Annotated in this window: 14 protein-coding genes and 1 riboswitch; of the genes, 4 read left to right on the forward strand and 10 right to left on the reverse strand. The window is 74.3% G+C overall.

Annotation, left to right across the window (positions count from 1 at the left end; all coding sequences use genetic code 11):
* Positions 1-25 precede the first annotated feature (25 nt).
* The 9 genes from cobI to AC07DA_RS20730 all read right to left on the reverse strand — a co-directional run bounded on the left by cobI (position 26) and on the right by AC07DA_RS20730 (position 12,697).
* Positions 26-757 carry a precorrin-2 C(20)-methyltransferase gene (cobI, locus tag AC07DA_RS20690; protein WP_479129625.1) on the reverse strand — a complete coding sequence of 244 codons (732 nt, stop codon included), beginning with the start codon at positions 755-757 and terminating at the stop codon, positions 26-28.
* Positions 754-2,136: a cobyrinate a,c-diamide synthase gene (locus AC07DA_RS20695; protein WP_479129626.1), complete on the reverse strand. Its 1,383-nt coding sequence runs from the start codon at positions 2,134-2,136 to the stop codon at positions 754-756. The genes cobI and AC07DA_RS20695 overlap by 4 nt, the downstream gene beginning before the upstream one ends.
* Complete coding sequence (gene cobO / locus AC07DA_RS20700) at positions 2,133-2,732, reverse strand: cob(I)yrinic acid a,c-diamide adenosyltransferase (protein WP_479129627.1); 600 nt, start codon at positions 2,730-2,732, stop codon at positions 2,133-2,135. The genes AC07DA_RS20695 and cobO overlap by 4 nt, the downstream gene beginning before the upstream one ends.
* On the reverse strand, positions 2,732-4,726 hold the full coding sequence (locus tag AC07DA_RS20705) for a putative cobaltochelatase (protein WP_479129628.1): 1,995 nt from the start codon (positions 4,724-4,726) through the stop codon (positions 2,732-2,734). Before AC07DA_RS20705 ends, cobO begins: the two co-directional genes overlap by 1 nt.
* Positions 4,723-8,379, reverse strand: coding sequence for a cobaltochelatase subunit CobN (gene cobN, locus AC07DA_RS20710; RefSeq protein WP_479129629.1), 3,657 nt, complete (start codon positions 8,377-8,379; stop codon positions 4,723-4,725). Before cobN ends, AC07DA_RS20705 begins: the two co-directional genes overlap by 4 nt.
* Positions 8,376-9,884, reverse strand: coding sequence for a cobyric acid synthase (locus AC07DA_RS20715; protein WP_479129630.1), 1,509 nt, complete (start codon positions 9,882-9,884; stop codon positions 8,376-8,378). Before AC07DA_RS20715 ends, cobN begins: the two co-directional genes overlap by 4 nt.
* Before the next feature lie 2 nt (positions 9,885-9,886).
* The gene (locus AC07DA_RS20720; protein ID WP_479129631.1) at positions 9,887-10,822 is read right to left on the reverse strand and encodes a cobalamin biosynthesis protein; all 936 of its coding nucleotides are present in this window, start codon (positions 10,820-10,822) and stop codon (positions 9,887-9,889) included.
* A 122-nt stretch (positions 10,823-10,944) separates the two neighbouring features.
* Positions 10,945-11,018, reverse strand: a riboswitch (cobalamin riboswitch).
* A 178-nt stretch (positions 11,019-11,196) separates the two neighbouring features.
* Complete coding sequence (locus tag AC07DA_RS20725) at positions 11,197-11,418, reverse strand: hypothetical protein (RefSeq protein WP_059422310.1); 222 nt, start codon at positions 11,416-11,418, stop codon at positions 11,197-11,199.
* Positions 11,419-11,452: 34 nt separating this feature from the next.
* Positions 11,453-12,697 (reverse strand): inorganic phosphate transporter, encoded by a 1,245-nt coding sequence (locus AC07DA_RS20730; protein WP_479129632.1) that lies wholly within the window; start codon positions 12,695-12,697, stop codon positions 11,453-11,455.
* Positions 12,698-12,993: 296 nt separating this feature from the next.
* On the opposite strand from AC07DA_RS20730, the gene AC07DA_RS20735 reads away from it, so the two are divergent.
* From AC07DA_RS20735 to AC07DA_RS20745, 3 genes are all read left to right on the forward strand, one after another.
* Complete coding sequence (locus AC07DA_RS20735) at positions 12,994-13,728, forward strand: class II aldolase/adducin family protein (RefSeq protein WP_479129633.1); 735 nt, start codon at positions 12,994-12,996, stop codon at positions 13,726-13,728.
* A 72-nt stretch (positions 13,729-13,800) separates the two neighbouring features.
* Positions 13,801-14,928: an alpha/beta hydrolase gene (locus AC07DA_RS20740; protein ID WP_479129634.1), complete on the forward strand. Its 1,128-nt coding sequence runs from the start codon at positions 13,801-13,803 to the stop codon at positions 14,926-14,928.
* 244 nt (positions 14,929-15,172) lie between these two features.
* Entirely contained in the window at positions 15,173-16,573 is a 1,401-nt protein-coding gene (locus AC07DA_RS20745; protein ID WP_479129635.1) for a hypothetical protein, read from the forward strand.
* A gap of 52 nt (positions 16,574-16,625) precedes the next feature.
* Here the strand turns inward: AC07DA_RS20745 and AC07DA_RS20750 are convergent, their stop codons facing one another.
* Entirely contained in the window at positions 16,626-17,039 is a 414-nt protein-coding gene (locus tag AC07DA_RS20750) for a VOC family protein (RefSeq protein WP_479129636.1), read from the reverse strand.
* Positions 17,040-17,271: 232 nt separating this feature from the next.
* Between AC07DA_RS20750 and AC07DA_RS20755 the strand changes: the two genes are divergently transcribed.
* Positions 17,272-18,870, forward strand: coding sequence for an ABC-F family ATP-binding cassette domain-containing protein (locus tag AC07DA_RS20755; protein WP_479129637.1), 1,599 nt, complete (start codon positions 17,272-17,274; stop codon positions 18,868-18,870).
* Positions 18,871-19,003 lie beyond the last annotated feature (133 nt).

Below are 19,003 nucleotides of genomic sequence, written 5' to 3' on the forward strand. Positions count from 1 at the left end.
GAGGTGACGGGCGAAACGGGTGCGGTCAGAGCTTCCCGCCGCGGCCGCCGTCGCGCCGGGCGGGCGCGATGAGCGTCGACAGATAGGGCAGGGGAGCGCCGTCGAGCTCGGAGGCCGGGTGGATGGACTCCTCCGACAGCCCCAGCGCCGATCCCCACACCGCGTCCTCGATCCGCCCGGTCTCGCGCAGCGCCTCGGCGACCTCGTGCGCCTGCCGGCCGAACTTGTAGGCCACGACCGTGCCCGGCCCTGCGAGGGCCTCCTTCAGCACGGTCGCCCCCGCGGTGACGGGCACCAGCGTGAGCGGCTCGGTCCCCTCGGTCAGCACGGCACCCGACCGGGCGGCGAGGTCCTGCATGGCGGTGATGCCCGGCACGGTCTCCACGACGGTCCCCGGCACCAGCGCGGCGATGGTCTGCGCGAGATAGGTGAAGGTCGAGTACACGTTGGGGTCCCCGATGGTCGCGAACGCCACGGCGTCGTGCGCCCGCAGCAGTTCGGCGACGCGCGCGCCCGCCGCGTCCCAGGCGGCCTCGCGCCGGCCCCGGTCGCTGCGCTCGTTCAGCGCGAACACGACCCGGACGACCTTCTCCTCGGGCACGTAGTGCAACACGGTCGCCTCGGCCCGCCCGCGCTCGCCCGTGTCCATCACCGGCACGACGACCACGTCCGCCGCGCGCAGGGCGTTGACGCCCTTGACGGTCACCAGCTCCGGATCCCCGGGGCCGACCCCGACTCCGACCAGCCTGCTGCTCATGACGTCCGGCACCTCTCCACGAACCGACGGGCCACACCGGGCTCGGACGCCCAGTGCGTGTGCAGGTAACTCGCGTGCACACCACGCTGTACGAAACCCTCGACCCGCGGCCGAGGGGTGCGCACGCCCCAGGCGGGCTCCGTCCCCGACCCGGGCTCCACCACGGTCCGGTGGAACTCGTGCCCGCGCATCCGCGTCCCGGCCGGCGCGAGCACACTGTCGCCGACCGCGACGGCGTCCCGGTAGCCCAGCGTGAGCCGCTCGCTCATCCGCGCCCCGGCCTCCAGCACCCCGCACATCGGCAGCCCGTCCAGCTCCCGGCACAGGTACAGCAGCCCGGCGCACTCGGCGGCCACGGGAGCACCGCCGTCCGCCAGCTCGGCGACGGCCTTCCGCAGCGGCCCGTTGGCGGACAGCTCGGCGGCGTACACCTCGGGAAACCCGCCCCCGATCACCAACCCGCGGGTACCTTCGGGCAGTTCCTCGTCCCGCAGCGGGTCGAAGGACACGACCTCGGCCCCGGCGGCGGCGAGCAACTCGGCGTGCTCGGCGTAGGAGAAGGTGAAGGCGGGCCCACCGGCGACGGCGACCCTCGGCGTGGGCCGCTCGTCCGGCCGTGCCGGGTGGTGGGTGGCCGAGGCGACGGCCCCGGCCGCGTCCCACGCCGCACACGGCAACGCACCCGCACTCCGCGCCAGCGCCGCCAGCGCCTCCAGATCACACCCGTCGGCGACCTGCGCCCCCATCGCCGCAACGGCCTCCACCGCGGCGGCCTGCCGCTCGGCGACCGGCACAAGACCCAGGTGCCGCGACGGCGTCTCCACCTGCCCGGCCCGCCGCAGCACCCCCAGCACCGGCACCCCGGCCTGTTCCAGCGCCTCCCGCAGCAGCTCCTCGTGCCGGTCGGACCCGACCTTGTTCAGGATCACGCCCCCGACCCGCACCTCCGGGTCCCAGGACGCGAACCCGTGCACCAGCGCCGCCACCGACCGCGACTGCGACGACGCGTCGACGACCAGCACCACCGGCGCCCGCAGCAGCTTCGCGACATGAGCGGTGGAGGCCAGCTCCCCTTCCCCGGCCGCCCCGTCGTACAGCCCCATCACGCCCTCGACGACGGCGAGGTCGCATCCCCGCGCCCCGTGCAGGAACAACGGCCCGACCAGCTCGGGCCCGCACAGGTACGCGTCCAGGTTGCGCCCCACCCGCCCGGTCGCGAGCGCGTGGTAGCCGGGGTCGATGTAGTCCGGTCCGACCTTGTGCGGGGACACGGCGAGCCCCCGCGCGGCGAACGCGGCCATCAGCCCCGTGGCGACGGTGGTCTTGCCGCTGCCCGAGGAGGGCGCGGCGACGACCAGCCGGGGGACGGAGGAACTCACCACTCGATGCCCCTCTGCCCCTTCTGCCCGACGTCCATGGGGTGCTTGACCTTGGACATGTCGGTCACGAGGTCGGCGAAGTCCACGAGCTTCTCCGGCGCGTTCCGCCCGGTGATCACGACATGCTGGGTCCCGGGCCGGTCGCGCAGGACGTCGACGACCTCGTCGGTGTCGACCCACCCCCAGTGCATCGGGTACGCGAACTCGTCGAGCACGTACAGCTTGTACGTCTCGGCCGCCAGGTCCCGCTTGACCTGCTCCCAGCCCTCCCGGGCCTTCTCCTCGTTGTCCATCTGGTCGTCGCGCTGCACCCACGACCAGCCCTCGCCCATCTTGTGCCAGTCGACGGTGCCGCCCTCCCCGGACGCCCCCAGCACCCGCAGCGCGTTCTCCTCGCCGACCTTCCACTTCGCCGACTTGACGAACTGGAACACCCCGATCGGCCACCCCTGGTTCCAGGCCCGCAGCGCGAGCCCGAACGCGGCGGTGGACTTGCCCTTGCCGACGCCCGTGTGCACCACGACCAGCGGCCGGTTGCGCCGCTGACGGGTCGTCAGACCGTCGTCCGGCACCACACTCGGCTGTCCCTGCGGCATTACGCGGCCCTCCTCGTTACGTCCTTCACCAGCCCGGCGATCGAGTCCGCCCGCAACTCGTCCAGCGTCACGGCCGTACCGCCCAGCTCACCCGCGAGCTGCCCGGCGAGCCCCAGCCGCACGGGCCCCGACTCGCAGTCCACGACCACGGAGGCGACCCCGTCGGCCGCGAACAGCCGCGCGGCACGCGCGGCCAGCGCCACGGGCTCCGGACCTCCCGTGGCCCGCCCGTCGGTCACCACCACGACCAGCGGCCGCCGCGCCGGGTCCCGCAGCCGCTCCACGCGCAGCACGTCGTGCGCCCGCAGCAGCCCCGCCGCGAGCGGCGTGCGCCCGCCGGTGGGCAGCGACTCCAGCCGGGCCGCCGCCGCGTCCACCGACGACGTCGGCGGCAGCGCGACGTCCGCGCCCGTGCCCCGGAAGGTCACCAGACCGACCTTGTCGCGCCGCTGGTAGGCGTCCAGCAGCAGCGACAGCACGGCGCCCTTCACGGCGCTCATCCGCTGCCGGGCCGCCATCGACCCGGAGGCGTCCACGACGAACAGCACGAGATTGCCCTCGCGCCCCTCGCGGGTGGCCTGCCGCAGGTCGTCCCGGCGCACCACCAGGCCCGGCCCGGACCGCCCGCGCGCCCGCTGGTGCGGGGCGGCGGCCTGCACGGTCGCCGCCAGGTGCAGCTTGGTGAGCGCGCCCCGCGGCCGTCTGGCCCCGGTGGTCCGCCCGTGCTCGGTCCGCGCCCGCGAACGCCGCCCCGCGGCGCCCTCGCCGATGCCGGGCACGCTCAGCACCTTCGTGCGAAACGGTTCGGAGGGCCGTACGGCCGACTGCTCGCCGCCTCCCGACGGCTGCGGCTGCCCGCCCTCCCCGGCCTCGGGCGAGGCGCCGGTGTCACCGCCCTCGGGGCCCTCGCCGGGGTCCGGCTGGCCGCCGCCCCCGCCGGGCCCGTCCGGCCCGGGGTCCGGATCCGGGTCGTCGTCCTGCGAGCCGCCGAACTCCTCCAGCGTCTCGTCCAGCTTGTCCTCGTCCAGCCCGGGCGCGTCGAAGGGGTTGCGCCGCCGCCGGTGCGGCAGCGCGAGCAGCGCCGCCTGCCGGACGTCCTCCGCGAGCACCTCCGTCCGCCCGGCCCAGGCCGCCAGCGCGGTCGCGGTCCGGGCCATCACGATGTCGGCGCGCATGCCGTCCACCTCGAAGGCCGCGCAGGTCGCCGCGATCTGCCGCAGCGCCCCGTCGCCGAGGCGCACCGACGGCAGCAGCTCGCGCGCCGCCACGATCCTGGCCCGTACGGCGGCCTCCTCCTCGGCCCAGCGGGCCGCGAACGCGGCCGGGTCGTCGTCGTAGGCCAGCCGCCTGCGCACCACCTCCACCCGCTGGTCCGGCTCCCGGGAGGCCGCGACCTCGACGGTCAGCCCGAACCGGTCGAGCAGCTGCGGCCGCAGCTCGCCCTCCTCGGGGTTCATCGTGCCGACGAGCAGGAACCGCGCGGCGTGCCGGACCGAGACGCCCTCGCGCTCGACGTAGGAGGCGCCCATCGCGGCGGCGTCCAGCAGCAGGTCGACCAGGTGGTCGTGGAGCAGGTTGACCTCGTCGACGTAGAGGATGCCGCGGTGCGCGTCCGCGAGCAGGCCCGGCTCGAAGGCCTTCACGCCCTCCGCGAGGGCCCGCTCGATGTCCAGCGCGCCCACCAGCCGGTCCTCGGAGGCGCCGACGGGCAGCTCGACCATGCGGGCGGGCCGTTCGGCACCGCCGCCGGTCTCGTGGGGCCCGTCCGGGCACCCCGGGTCGGGGGAGGCGGGGTCGCAGGAGAAACGGCAGCCGGGGACGACGGAGACCGCCGGAAGCAGTGCCGACAGGGCCCGCACCGCCGTGGACTTGGCGGTGCCCTTCTCGCCGCGCACCAGCACACCGCCGACCGCCGGGGAGACGGCGTTCAGCAGCAGCGCGAGCCGCAGGTCGTCCTGGCCGACGACGGCCGTGAACGGGAACGGGGTGGTCACTTGTCGTCGCCCTCCAAGTCGCCTTCGAGCTCCAGGTAGGTGGCGCGCAGCCGTTCCAGCGTCTCGGCGTCCGGCTCGGCCCACAGCCCGCGCTCCGCGGCCTCCAGCAGCCGCTCGGTGATGCCGCGCAGCGCCCAGGGGTTGGACTTCTTCATGAAGTCCCGGTTCTCCGGGTCGAAGACGTACTCGGCGCTGAGCTTCTCGTACATCCAGTCGTCCACGACCCCGGCCGTGGCGTCGTACCCGAAGAGGTAGTCCACGGTCGCCGCCATCTCGAAGGCGCCCTTGTAGCCGTGCCGCCGCATGGCCGCCATCCAGCGCGGGTTGACCACCCGGGCCCGGAACACGCGGTGCGTCTCCTCGCCCAGCGTCCGGGTCTTCACCTGGTCCGGCGTGGCCGAGTCGCCGACGTACGCCTCCGGACTCGCCCCCGTCAGGTGGCGGACCATGGCGACCATGCCGCCGTGGTACTGGAAGTAGTCGTCGGCGTCGACCAGGTCGTGCTCGCGGGTGTCGACGTTCTTCGCGGCGACCGCGATCCGCTTGAACGCCGTCTCCATGTCCCCGCGCGCGGCCCGCCCGTCGAGCCCGCGGCCGTAGGCGTAACCGCCCCACACCGCGTACACCTCGGCGAGGTCCGCGTCCGAGCGCCAGTTGCGGGCGTCGATCAGCGGCAGCAGACCGGCCCCGTACGCCCCCGGCTTGGAGCCGAAGATGCGGGCGGTGGCGCGGCGCCGGTCGCCGTGCTCGGCGGTGTCCTCGTCGGCGTGCGCCCGGACGTAGTTGGACTCGGCTGGCTCGTCCAGCTCGGCCACCGCCCGCACGGCGTCGTCGATCAGCCCCACCACGTGCGGGAACGCGTCCCGGAAGAAGCCGGAGATGCGGACCGTGACGTCGATGCGCGGCCGGCCCAGCTCCGTCAGGGGGATCACCTCGAACCCGGTCACCCGGCGCGAGGCGTCGTCCCAGACGGGACGGCAGCCCAGCAGCGCCAGGATCTCGGCGATGTCGTCGCCCTGGGTGCGCATGGCGGAGGTGCCCCAGACCGTCAGGCCGACGGACTTGGGGTACTCCCCGGTGTCCTGGAGGTAGCGCTGCACCAGCGAGTCCGCGAGCGACTGCCCGACCTCCCAGCTGAGCCGGGACGGGATCGCCTTGGGGTCGACGGAGTAGAAGTTGCGGCCGGTCGGCAGGACGTTGACCAGGCCGCGGGTGGGAGAGCCGGAGGGACCGGCCGGGACGTACCCGCCGTCCAGGGCCCGCAGGATGTGCCCGATCTCGTCGGTGGTCTTCTCCAGCCGGGGCACGACCTCGGTACAGGCGAACTCCAGCACGGCGGCGGCGTCGGGCAGTTCGGCGCCGAGCACCTCGCGGACCAGCGCGGGAACCGCGGCCGCGTCCCAGCCGCGCTCCTCCATGCCCTCGGCGATCCGCCGGCACAGCTGCTCCAGCAGGTCGATCGCGTCGGCGGCGCTGCGGGACGGGCCGTCGACCAGGTCCGTCAGTTCGGCGGGCACCTTCACCGGGGCGCCCGGCTCGGCCAGCAGTTCCTTCTCCACCAGCCCGAAGTGCTCCGCCAGCGCGGCCCGCAGGCCCGGGAGCGCGTTGGCCTGGCCGCCCCACACCTGCGAGGCGCGCAGCACGGCCAGGACGAGGTTGACGCGCGGCTCGCCGACCGGGCCGCCGCCCAGGATGTGCAGGCCGTCGCGGATCTGCACGTCCTTGATCTCGCACAGGTAGCCGTCGATGTGCATGACGAACTCGTCGAACGCCTCGTCGTCCGGCTGTTCGTCGACGTGCAGGTCGTGGTGGAGCTCGGCCGCCTTCACCAGCGTCCAGATCTGCGCCCGCACGGCCGGGGCCTTGGCCGGGTCCAGGTCGGACACGAGCGCGTACTCGTCGAGGAGCTGCTCCAGCTTGGCCAGGTCGCCGTAGGTGTCGGCGCGGGCCATCGGCGGCACCAGGTGGTCGACGACGGTGGCGTGGCCGCGGCGCTTGGCCTGGGTGCCCTCGCCGGGGTCGTTGACGATGAAGGGGTAGACCAGCGGCAGGTCGCCGAGGACGGCGTCCGGGGCGCAGCCGCCGCTGAGCCCGAGGCCCTTGCCGGGCAGCCACTCCATCGTGCCGTGCTTGCCCATGTGCACGATCGCGTCGGCGCCGAAGCTGTTCTCCAGCCAGCGGTAGGCCGCCATGTAGTGGTGCGAGGGCGGCATGTCCGGGTCGTGGTAGATCGCGATCGGGTTCTCGCCGAAGCCGCGCGGCGGCTGGATCATCACCACGACGTTCCCGAACTGCAGGGACGCCAGCACGATGTCGTCCCCGTCGACGTACAACGAGCCCGGCGGCTCGCCCCACGCCTCGGTCATGGCGTCCCTCAGCTCCGGGTCGAGCTTGCCGAACCAGGCCCGGTAGTCCGCCAGCGGCACCCGCGCGGGCGCCGAGGCGAGCTGCTCCTCCGTCAGCCACTCCACGTCGTGCCCGCCGGCCTCGATCAGCCGGTGGATCAGCTCGTCGCCGTTGTCCGGGTATCCCTCGACGGCGTACCCGGCGTCCCGGAGCGCGTCCAGCACCCGCACGGCCGAGGCGGGCGTGTCCAGCCCGACCGCGTTGCCGACGCGCGAGTGCTTGGTCGGGTACGCGGTGAAGACCAGCGCGAGCCTCTTCTCCGCGTTCTCCTTGTGCTTGAGCCGGGCGTGCCGTACGGCGATGCCGGCGACCCGCGCGGCCCGCTCCGGGTCGGCCACGTACACGGGCACGTCGTCCGGCCCCTGCTCCTTGAAGGAGAACGGCACGGTGATCAGCCGCCCGTCGAACTCCGGGATCGCCACCTGCATCGCGGCGTCCATGGGGGACAGGGCGGCGTCCGACTCCTCCCAGGCCTGCCGCGAGGACGTCAGGCACAGCCCCTGCAGCACGGGGACGTTCATCTCGGCGAGCGCGCCGATGTCCCAGGCCTCCTCGTCGCCGCCGGCCGAGGCCTGCGAGGCGTGCGTGCCGCCGGCGGCCAGCACGGTGGCGACCAGGGCGTCCGCGCGGCCCAGGATCTCGTACAGCCCTTCGTCCGCGCCGCGCAGCGAACCGCAGTAGACGGGCAGGGCGTTGGCGCCGTGGGCCTCGATCGCGTCGCACAGGGTGTCCACGAAGGCGGTGTTGCCGCTCAGTTCGTGGGCCCGGTAGAAGAGCACGCCGACGGTCGGACGGCCCTCGCCGTACGCCCGCTCGCCGTGGACGCCGTACTCGGGCATCTTGCGCGGCGCGGCGAAGCCCTCGCCGGTCAGCAGCACGGTGTCGGACAGGAACCGGGCCAGCTCGGTGAGGTTCTCCGGCCCGCCCTCCACGAGGTACTTCAGCGCCTCGGCGACGACACCGGCCGGCACCGACGACTCGGCCATCAGCTCCGCGTCCGGCACGGCCTCGCCGCCCAGCAGCACGGTCGGGATCCCGGACGCCTTCAGCGCGGCCAGCCCGTCCTCCCAGGCCCGCTTGCCGCCGAGCAGCCGGACGACGGCGAGGTCGGCGCCGTCCAGCAGCGCGGGCAGCTCCTCGCGCACGTCCACGCGGGTCGGATTGCCGATCCGGTACGAGGCACCGGTGGCGGCCCGGGCCGCCAGCAGGTCCGTGTCGGCGGTCGACAACAACAACACAGTGCTCATGCGGGTGCTCCCGGTGGGATGAAGGGCAGTCCTTGCGGCGCGCCGGACTCGATGAGCCGCCACAGCGCGTCGGTGTCCGCGTGCTGTTCGATCAGGTCGCCGAGCCGGTCGAGCTGCTCCTCGCGCAGCGCGGCGAAGGAGGTGTCGGGCGCCGGCACGAAACGGCGGCCCGCGGCGGCCGCCACCTCGCGCAGGAACGCCCGGCGGAAGCCGTCCGACTCCAGCGAGCCGTGCCAGTGCGTGCCCCAGGTCTGGCCGACCCGGCAGCCGTCCAGGAAGGGGGTGCCGCCCCGGACGTCGGCGACCCCGTGGTGGATCTCGTAGCCCTCGACGCGTTCCCCGAGGGCCTCGCCCTCCGGCCGGGTGAGGGTCTTCTCGCGGGCGAACCGCACCCGCACGGGCAGGATGCCGAGCCCGTCGACATGGCCCCGGCGGCTCTCGACGTCGTCCTCGATGTGCTCGCCGAGGAGCTGGAAGCCGCCGCAGACGCCGAGCACGGGCCGCTGCTCGGCGGCCCTGCGGACCAGGGCGCCGGCGAGCCCCCGCTCGCGCAGCCAGTCCAGCGCGCGGACCGTGCCGCGGGTGCCGGGCACGACGACGAGGTCGGCGTCGGCCAGCTCCTCGGGCCGGTCCACGAACCGCACCACGACGCCCGGTTCGGCGGCCAGGGCGTCCACGTCGGTGAAGTTGGACATCAGCGGCACGGCGCACACGGCGACGCGCAGCACGTCCTCCCCGAGCGGCGGCGCGACGACGGACTCCCGCACGGCTCCCCGCAGGGACACCCGCAGCCCGTCCTCCTCGTCGATCCCCAGCCCGTGCCGGAACGGCAGCACGCCGTACGTCTTCCGCCCCGTCAGCCCGTGCAGCATGTCCAGGCCCGGCTCCAGCAGGGAGACGTCCCCGCGGAACTTGTTGACCAGGAACCCGGCGACGCACTCCTGGTCCTCGCGCGACAGCAGCGCCACCGTCCCGAAGAACGAGGCGAAGACACCGCCCCGGTCGATGTCGCCGACGACGAGCACGGGAAGCCCGGCGCCCCGGGCGATGCCCATGTTGACGATGTCGGTCCGCCGCAGGTTGATCTCGGCGGGAGAACCGGCCCCCTCACAGATCACCGCGTCATACGTGCCCCGCAACCGCTCCAGGCAGTCCAGCACCGTGCCGAGCAGCTTCCGCTGCCGCCCGCCGTGGTAGCCGCGCGCGCTCAGCTCACCGACCGGCTTGCCCAGCAGCACGACCTGACTGCTCTGCTCGCCCCCGGGCTTGAGCAGCACGGGGTTCATCAGCGCGGTCGGCTCGACGCGGCAGGCCTGCGCCTGCATGGCCTGTGCCCGCCCGATCTCGGCGCCCTCGCGCGTCACGAACGAGTTGAGGGACATGTTCTGCGCCTTGAACGGCGCGACCTTGACGCCCTGCCGCACCAGCCACCGGCAGATCCCGGCCGTCACGACGCTCTTGCCCGCGTCGGAGGTGGTCCCGGCGACCAGAAGTCCACCGCCCATGTTCACTTCCCCCTCTTCAGAAACCGCGCGCCGGCGCACACGCCGAGCGCCAGCCAGGTGACCCGGCGCGAGAGCCGCACGGCCCGTTCGACGTCACGCCGCACGACGGCACGCCCGTCCGGATTCAGCACGGGCCGGTGCTCCACCCGCCCGCCGTACGAGAGCGTCCCGCCCAGCCGCACCCCGAGCGCGCCGGCGAACGAGGCCTCCACGGGCCCGGCGTTGGGACTCGGATGCCGCGCCGCGCCGGCCCGCCAGGCGCGCACGGCCCCGCGCGGATCCGGCCCGGCCAGGGCGGCGAGCACGGCGGTCAGCCGCGCGCCCGGCCACCCCGCGAGGTCGTCGAGACGCGCGGAGGCCCACCCGTAGCGCCGGTAACGGGCCGACTTGTGCCCGACCATGGCGTCCAGGGTGTTGACGGCCCGGAAGCCCAGCAGCCCCGGCACCCCGCCGACGGCCCCCCACACCAGCGCCCCCACGACCGCGTCGGAGGTGTTCTCGGCGACGGACTCGACCACGGCCCGGGCGATGCCGTCGGCGTCGAGTGACTGCGGGTCCCGTCCGCACAGGTGCGGCAGCCGCGCCCGGGCCGCCTCGACGTCCCCCGCCTCCAGAGCCCGCCCGATGGTCCCGGCCTCCCGGGCGAGCGACGTGCCCCCGACGACGGCCCAGGTGGCGGCGGCGGTGAGTGCGGCGGAGGCGGCGGCGGAGGAGCGCACGGCCCGTTCGGCGACGGCCCCGAGGGCGACGGCGCCTCCCGCGCACACCCCGGCGTGCAGCGCGCCCCACCCGCGGTGGTCCCGCCACAGCACCCGTTCCACGGCGCCCGCGGCCCGCCCGAACGCGGCGACCGGATGCCCCCGGCGGGGGTCGCCGAGCAGCAGGTCACCGATCAGGCCGGCGGCGGCACCGTACGCGAAGACGCGACCGGCACCCATGGGGTCAGCCGCCCAACGGGGCAGGCGGGGGTGGGGTGCTGAACCTCGGTCGGCAGCCGCGCATGGCGATACGTGTCCTCACTCAGGGTGTCCGCGCCCTGGTTCGACGTGACCGGCGGTGAGAGTTCCTGGCTCCCGGGGGACGGCGCCCCCGGTGACAGTGGCGGGACCGCGCCGGACTCGCACCGGCTTCCTCTCCTGCCGCCGTACTGGCCCCGGAAGTCCACCACGGGCGCGAACCGCCGTCAACTTGCCCTTGACCTGCGCGGGGAGAGTGTGGAGAACCCCACACCGCCCCGGCGCGCACACGACGGCCGGGCGGCACGGAACCGAGGTCCCGTGCCGCCCGGCGGACACGATGTGCGGTCGGGCCGTCAGGCCACGATCAGGTAGATGCCGTAGCCGACGGCCGCCGCGCACGCCGCGAAGCACGCGTAGGCGCCCGTCACCGCGAGGCCCGCGGAGCCGCCCTGCGCCACCGCGCGCTCGCGGCGCGACAGGCCGGTGATGCCGAGGGTGAACAGGCCCACGAGGGCCACGGTGACCACGAGACTGACGCCGAAGACGGAACCGAGGGCCGCCCAGTCGATCTTCATCTCTGCTTCTTCCTTGTCGAGCCGGTGGGCGGGGTCAGACCGAGGTGGTGGTCGTGGAGGGCGCCCGCTCGGCGGTCGCCTGGGCCGGGATCGGCGGCACGCCGGCGGTGGTGGCGCCCGCGGGGGGCGGCGTCACCGCGGCCATCGCCGTGGTCACCACGCCGGCCGGCTCCGCCTCGTCCGTGTCGTTGACGTTGGTGTGGTCGACGACCTCGCGCCGGGAGATCTTCCAGATCGCCGCGGAGGAGGTGACGAGGAAGACGGCCACCACGGCGGTGCCCCAGGCGCCGAAGCCGGTGACGTACTCGGCGAGCGCGCCCACCAGGGCGGCCGCCGGCAGGGTCAGGCCCCAGGCGACGAACATCCGGGTCGCCGTCGACCAGCGGACGACGCCGCCCTTGCGGCCGAGGCCCGCGCCCATCACCGCGCCGGACACGGAGTGGGTCGTGGAGAGGGAGAAACCGAGGTGGGAGGAGGCCAGGATGACCGTGGCCGCGCTGGTCTGGGCGGCGAAGCCCTGCTGCGGCCGGAGGTCGGTCAGGCCCTTGCCCATGGTGCGGATGATGCGCCAGCCGCCCAGGTAGGTGCCGAGCGCGATCGCGACGCCCGCGGAGAGGATGACCCACATGGGCGGGTCGGAGTCGGGCGCCACGGCGCCGCCGGCGACCAGCGCCAGGGTGATGACACCCATGGTCTTCTGCGCGTCGTTGGTGCCGTGCGCCAGGGAGACCAGGCCCGCGGAGGCGATCTGCCCGGCCCGGTAGCCCTTCTCGGACGCCTTGCCGTCGGCCTTGCGGCCCAGGGAGTACGTGAGGCGCGTGGCCAGCATCGCCGCGACGCCCGCCACCAGCGGGGCGGCGACCGCCGGGATCAGGACCTTGGTCACCAGCACGTCGCCGTGGACCGCGCCGACGCCCGCCGAGGCGATCGTGGCGCCGATCAGACCGCCCATGAGGGCGTGCGAGGAGCTGGACGGCAGGCCGACCAGCCACGTCAGCAGGTTCCACAGGATCGCGCCGACCAGGGCGGCGAAGATGACTTCGGGACGGATGCCGGCCTCGTCGACGAGGCCTTTGGAGATCGTGTTGGCGACTTCGACGGACAGGAAGGCGCCGACCAGGTTCAGGACCGCGGACATCGCGACCGCGGCCTTCGGCCGCATGGCGCCCGTGGAAATGGTCGTGGCCATCGCGTTCGCGGTGTCGTGGAAACCGTTCGTGAAATCGAACGCGAGTGCGGTTACCACCACAATCGCGAGGATCAGCGAGAAGCTTTCCATTTACCCAGGCAATCGTTCGAGGTCATTGGCTGGACGAACGTAGGTAACCCGAGTGAACGGAAGATGAACTGGGAGGGGCGCCGGGGTGTCCACAACGGGGGTTTGACGTTCCGCCCTGCTGTCAGGCTCCCCGCACCGCCACGGCCTAGGCTCCCCGCGCGGGCCTCTTCAGCCGAACGAGTGACCCGCCGTCGTGTACGCAGTACGGCCCGCGGGCGTCGGCCCGGGCGGTCGGTTTCCGGCCGGAAGCGCCCCTGCGGGGCGGTGCGCGGGCCCGGGCTGGCAGGATCGCGCCCATGGCCGAGCAGCGAGACGACGAGCGGGACACGGGCGGGGCCCGGAACGGCGGACCGGGCGCGGGGGAGCCGGCGCGGCGCGGGAGTGTCCGGCCCGAGGAGGCCCGCGCCTGGGAGGACCTCGTCGCGACGGCCCGCCGCACCGTCGCCGAGGGGCTCGTCGTCGGCACGTCCGGCAACGTCTCGGTACGCGTCGGGGACACCGTCCTGGTCACCCCGTCCGGCGTCCCCTACGACCGTCTCACGCCCGGTGACGTGACCGGCGTCGACCTCGACGGCCGGCAGGTCCTCGGCACGCTCGTCCCCACCAGCGAGCTGCCCATGCACCTCGCCGTCCACCGCACCACCGACGCCCGCGCCGTCGTGCACACCCACGCCGTGCACGCCACGGCCGTGTCCACGCTCGTGACCGAGCTGCCGCTGATCCACTACATGGCCGCCGCCCTCGGCGGACCCGTCCGGGTCGCCCCCTACGCCACCTACGGCACCGACGAGCTCGCCGCGAACATGCTGCGCGCCCTCGCCGGCCGCTCCGGCTGCCTCCTGCAGAACCACGGCACCGTCACCCACGGCGCCACCCTCGACCAGGCCTACGACCGCACGGCGCAGCTGGAGTGGATGTGCCGCCTGTGGCTCACCGCCACGTCGGTGCCGGGACACACCCCGAGCCTGCTGACCGGGCAGCAGCTGGCGGAGGTGCGGGAGCGGCTGCGCGGCTACGGCCAGCGCCGCTGACCCCGGCGCGCGGCGTCACCCCGCGGCCGTCGCCCACTGGTCGCCCGGGGCCTCCGCCGGGACACTGGAGCGGTGCGCACTGTCAGAGCGACGGCCGCTGCCGTCACCGCCGTGCTGGGGGCCGGTGCCGCCGCCGTGGCCGCCGGCCGGCTCGCCAGCGACGCCGCGCTCAAGGCGCCCCCCGGCCGGCCGCTGCCGACCGAGCCCCGGCTCACCGTGCACGGCACCGCCGCCGGGCAGATCACCCTCACCCGGGACCTGGCCGCCCTGCGGCCCGGCCGCTACGGCCTGTCCGGCGACGGCTCCCACGCCGTCGTCGGCCCCGTCCTGGCCGGCGCCCCGCACACCGCCGACACCGTCGTACGGCGTCTGGAGGGTGTCACGCACGGCACCGTGAAACCCGGCGACAAGGCCTGGCTCACCCCGAACGTGCACGTCGGCGACCCGGGCTCCGCCCTCGGCATCGAACACGCCGACGTCGACGTCCCCGGCGAACTCGGCGCCCTGCCCGCCTGGTTCGTGCCCGGCGCCCGGGACACCTGGGTGATCGCCGTGCACGGTCTGGGCACCACGCGCGAACTCGCCCTGAACGTCATGGGGTTCCTGCACCGCAGCCACTTCCCGGTGCTCGCCCTCGCCTACCGCGGCGACCTCGGCGCACCCCGCCCGGCCGACGGCCTGCACCACTTCGGCGAGAGCGAGTGGCGCGACCTCGACGCCGCGATCCGCTACGCCGTGCGCCACGGAGCCCGGCAGGTCGTCCTGCACGGCTGGTCCACCGGCGCCACCATGGCCCTGCGTGCCGCCGAGCGCTCGGGGCTGCGCGAGCGCGTCTCCGGGCTCGTCCTGGACTCACCCGTGCTCAGCTGGGAGGCCACCCTGCGAGCCCTCGCCGCGGCCCGGCGCACGCCGGGCGCGCTGCTGCCCCTCGCCGTGCGCGCCGCCCAGGGCCGCACCGGCCTGGCCGGCGACCGCGGCACGGCACCCGCCCTCCCCGAGGGACTCCGTGTGCCGGCCCTGGTCTTCCACGGCCCGGGCGACACGGTCGCCCCCTGGGGGCTCTCCCGCCGGCTCGCCGGCGCCCGCCCCGACATGGTCTCCCTGCGCACCGTCGGCGACGCCCCCCACGGAGCCATGTGGAACGCCGACCCCCAGGCCTACGAGGAAGCCCTCCGGCGCTTCCTGACCCCTCTCATGTGACCCGCCCTCCCGCGCCCGCCCGCGGCCCGGCCGCACGCACCCCCCGTTCACGCCCCCTTCGCCCCCCTGCAACCACGTCCCGGGCCCTCCCCTCCCGACCGGTCGTGAAGATTCCGTTTAGCGGCGTACCACTGGCCTGTTCCCGGCCCCGGACCACTTCCGGGAACCGGTGCGTTGGCCATCCCCGTCGCCCGCCGTGACATTCCGTTTGGGTTTTCGGACCGTCAACCGGAAGACTGCCCCCGTGACGTCCCGTATCCCGCGCGACTCCAGGCTCCGACTCGTCCGCCCGCGACCCCTGGCCGCCGCCCCCAGAGCGATGAACCAGCGGCGCTCGCGCCGACCCGCCCCGCGCCCCCCGGAGGGCACCCCGGCACCGGCGGAGCTGGCCAGAATGGCACGCTCAGGCCTGGCCGGCGCGGCCCGCGTGGCCCGCTGGGCCGACGCCGCGCTCGGCCCCGGAGGGGACAGCGCCACCGCCGACGGCAAGGCCACCCTCTCCGAGGCGACCGCCGAACGGGCGGCCCGCGATCTCGGCCTGACCCCCGCCCAGGTCAGGGCCGACTGGGACACCGCCCGCCTCGCCGGTCTCGTCGAGGTGCACGGCGACAGCGCCCGCCCCGGCTGGCGGCTGCGCGCCTGGAACCGCGACGACAGCGCCGTCCTGCGCGGCTGGGTCGCCCTCTTCGACGCCTGGTCGCTCGCCTACCCGGAGCCCGAGGAGCACGAGCCCGCCGCCGTCGCCGAGGTCGTCTCGGCCATGCCGCAGGTGCTCTCCTTCCTCCAGCTGTCCGCCGGGCCCGTGCCGGTCGAGCAGCTCCTCGACCTCCTGGAGCAGCGCGTCACCGAACTGCGCACCGCGCGCTGCGAGATCCCCTACGGCCCCCAGCCCGAGCCGGCACCCGAACCGGAGCCCACCGACGCCCCGCTCGCGCCCCTGCTCGACTGGGCCCTGTGCGCCCTCGCCTCCGTCGGCGCCCTCACCTACGGCGACGGCCAGGCCACGCTCACCCCGCTCGGCAGCTGGGCCGTCTGGGTCAAGCTGGAACAGATCTGCGTGGCCGCGCAGAGCCCCGCCGGGAACATCGAGCAGGCCGCCGAGGACATGCTCCGCGGCTGCGCCCAGCTGCGCCCGAACGCGGCCCGCGCCGAATACCGCGCCTGGCTCGCCGCCCGCCCCGTCGGCAGCGCCGTCACCGAGCTCCTCGACGCCGCCCGCGGCGAGGACGCCCTGCTGCGCGGCCTGGCCTTCGAGGCCCTGCGCGTGGTGGGAGCTCCCGCCGAGCCGGACGTCCGCGCGGTGCTGGACGAGCCCACGCTCCGGCCCTACGCCCTGCTGTGGCTGGCCGAGCACGACGGCGCCGACCCGGAGGACGCCCACGAGGTCCTCACCCGCAAGGAGGCGACCTGGCTGTGGGTGGACACCGCCGCCGCCGTCGCCGACCACGGGGAGGCCCCGCTGCTCGTGCGGCACCTGGAGTCCGCCGTGCAGCCGACCGTGCCGATGCTGCTGGACGAGGTGCGGGCCGTGGGGCACCCGCGCACGGTGCAGGTCCTGGTCGCGCTCGCCGCCGCCCACCCCGATCCGGCGCTCGCCAAGGCCGTGCGCCGGGCCGCCTTCCAGGTGCACAAGGGCGGCAGCTAGGCCGGCACCCGCCCCCGAGGGGGAGGGCGGCGACCCGCCCCCGCGGGGGCCGTCAGCCCGCGGTGTCGGGCGCGTACGTGCCGAAGCTCCACACGTTGCCCTCGGCGTCCCGGGCCATGTACTCCCGCGAGCCGTAGTCCTGGTCCGTCGGGGGCATCAGGATCTCCGCGCCGTGCTCGACGGCGCGGCGGTGGTGCGCGTCCACGTCGTCCACCACCACGTACACCCCGGTGGTGCCGGCGCCCTTCATGGCCGCGTCGAACACACCGCCGCGGCCCTTGCTGCCGAGCATCACCGCGCCGTTGCCCTGCACCAGCTCGGCGTGCAGCACCGAGCCGTCCTCGCCCTCGTACACCGACAGCTCCGTGAAGCCGAAGGCCTCCGTGAGCTGCCGGATCGCCGCCTTGGCGTCCGCGTAGAGCAGCGTCGGGTAGATGCTGGGACGCCCGCCGGAGGTGCCTGCCATGCCGATCACTCCCTCGTGCCCGGTCAAGCGGATCCGGTGATCGGGTCCGCTTCCCAGTCTGGCACCCGCCACCGGCAACGCCCCCGCCGCGACCGACCGAACACGCGCACGCAGAAAAAGTGGTTGCACGGCCCCGTTAGACTGTCTCCCATGGCCATTCTCCTCGCGCATTAGACGGCGGGAACGTCCTCAGCCGCCCATCCCGCCCCCGTATCCGCCCTGGAGTCTGTCCGTGATCTCCGCCTCCGGTATCGAGCTGCGCGCCGGTGCCCGTGTCCTCATCGAGAACGCCACGTTCCGGGTCGCCAAGGGCGACCGCATCGGCCTGGTCGGCCGCAACGGCGCGGGGAAGACCACCCTCACCAAGTGCCTGGCCGGCGAGGCACAGCCCGCCGGCGGCACCATCACGCGCTCCGGCGAGGTCGGCTACCTCCCGCAGGACCCGCGCACCGGCGACCTCGACGTCCTCGCCCGCGACCGCATCCTCTCCGCCCGCGGCCTGGACGTCCTGATCCGCAAGATGCGCGAGAACGAACAGCGCATCGCCAACGGCCAGGGCGCCACCCGTGAGAAGGCCCTCAAGCAGTACGAGCGCCAGGAGACGGAGTTCCTCACCAAGGGCGGGTACGCCGCCGAGGCCGAGGCCGCCACCATCGCCGCCGCGCTCAACCTGCCCGACCGCGTGCTCGGCCAGCCCCTGCACACGCTCTCCGGCGGTCAGCGCCGCCGCATCGAGCTGGCCCGCATCCTGTTCTCCGACGCGGACACGCTGCTGCTCGACGAGCCGACCAACCACCTCGACGCCGACTCGATCGTCTGGCTGCGCGACTACCTCAAGACCTACCGCGGCGGCTTCATCGTGATCTCCCACGACGTCGATTTGGTCGAGACGGTCGTGAACAAGGTGTTCTACCTGGACGCCAACCGCGCCCAGATCGACGTCTACAACATGGGCTGGAAGCTGTACCAGCAGCAGCGCGAGGCCGACGAGAAGCGCCGCAAGCGCGAGCGCGCCAACGCCGAGAAGAAGGCCGCCGCCCTGCACTCGCAGGCCGACAAGATGCGCGCCAAGGCCACCAAGACGGTCGCCGCGCAGAACATGGCCCGCCGCGCCGACAAGCTGCTCTCCGGCCTGGAGGCGGTGCGCCAGTCCGACAAGGTCGCCAAGCTCCGCTTCCCCGAGCCCGCGCCCTGCGGCAAGACCCCGCTGATGGCCGAGGGCCTGTCGAAGTCCTACGGCTCGCTGGAGATCTTCACCGACGTCGACCTGGCCATCGACAAGGGCAGCCGCGTGGTCATCCTCGGCCTCAACGGCGCCGGCAAGACCACCCTGCTGCGACTGCTGGGCGGCGTCGAGCAGCCCGACACGGGCATGGTCGTCCCCGGGCACGGCCTGAAGCTCGGGTACTACGCCCAGGAGCACGAGACCCTCGACCCGGACCGCACGGTCCTGGAGAACATGCGCTCGGCCGCGCCCGACATGGACCTGGTCGAGGTCCGCAAGGTGCTCGGCTCGTTCCTGTTCTCCGGCGACGACGTCGACAAGCCGGCCGGGGTCCTCTCCGGCGGCGAGAAGACCCGCCTCGCCCTCGCCACCCTGGTGGTGTCCTCGGCGAACGTGCTGCTGCTCGACGAGCCGACCAACAACCTCGACCCGGCCAGCCGCGAGGAGATCCTCGGGGCGCTGCGCACCTACAAGGGCGCCGTCGTCCTGGTCACGCACGACGAGGGCGCGGTCGAGGCGCTCCAGCCGGAGCGCATCATCCTGCTGCCGGACGGCGTCGAGGACCTGTGGGGCGCCGACTACGCGGATCTCGTCGCCCTCGCCTGATCCCGGCGCGCGCTTGCACCACTGGGTGGTGTCAGTGCCGCTTGATCGAATGCGTGATCAACGGCGTATGGATCATTCGGCCCATCGGTGATCCATCATCTGTGTGAGATCTCCTCGTACCGAGGTGTGTCCT

This window comes from Streptomyces sp. NPDC044921 (assembly GCF_056432865.1).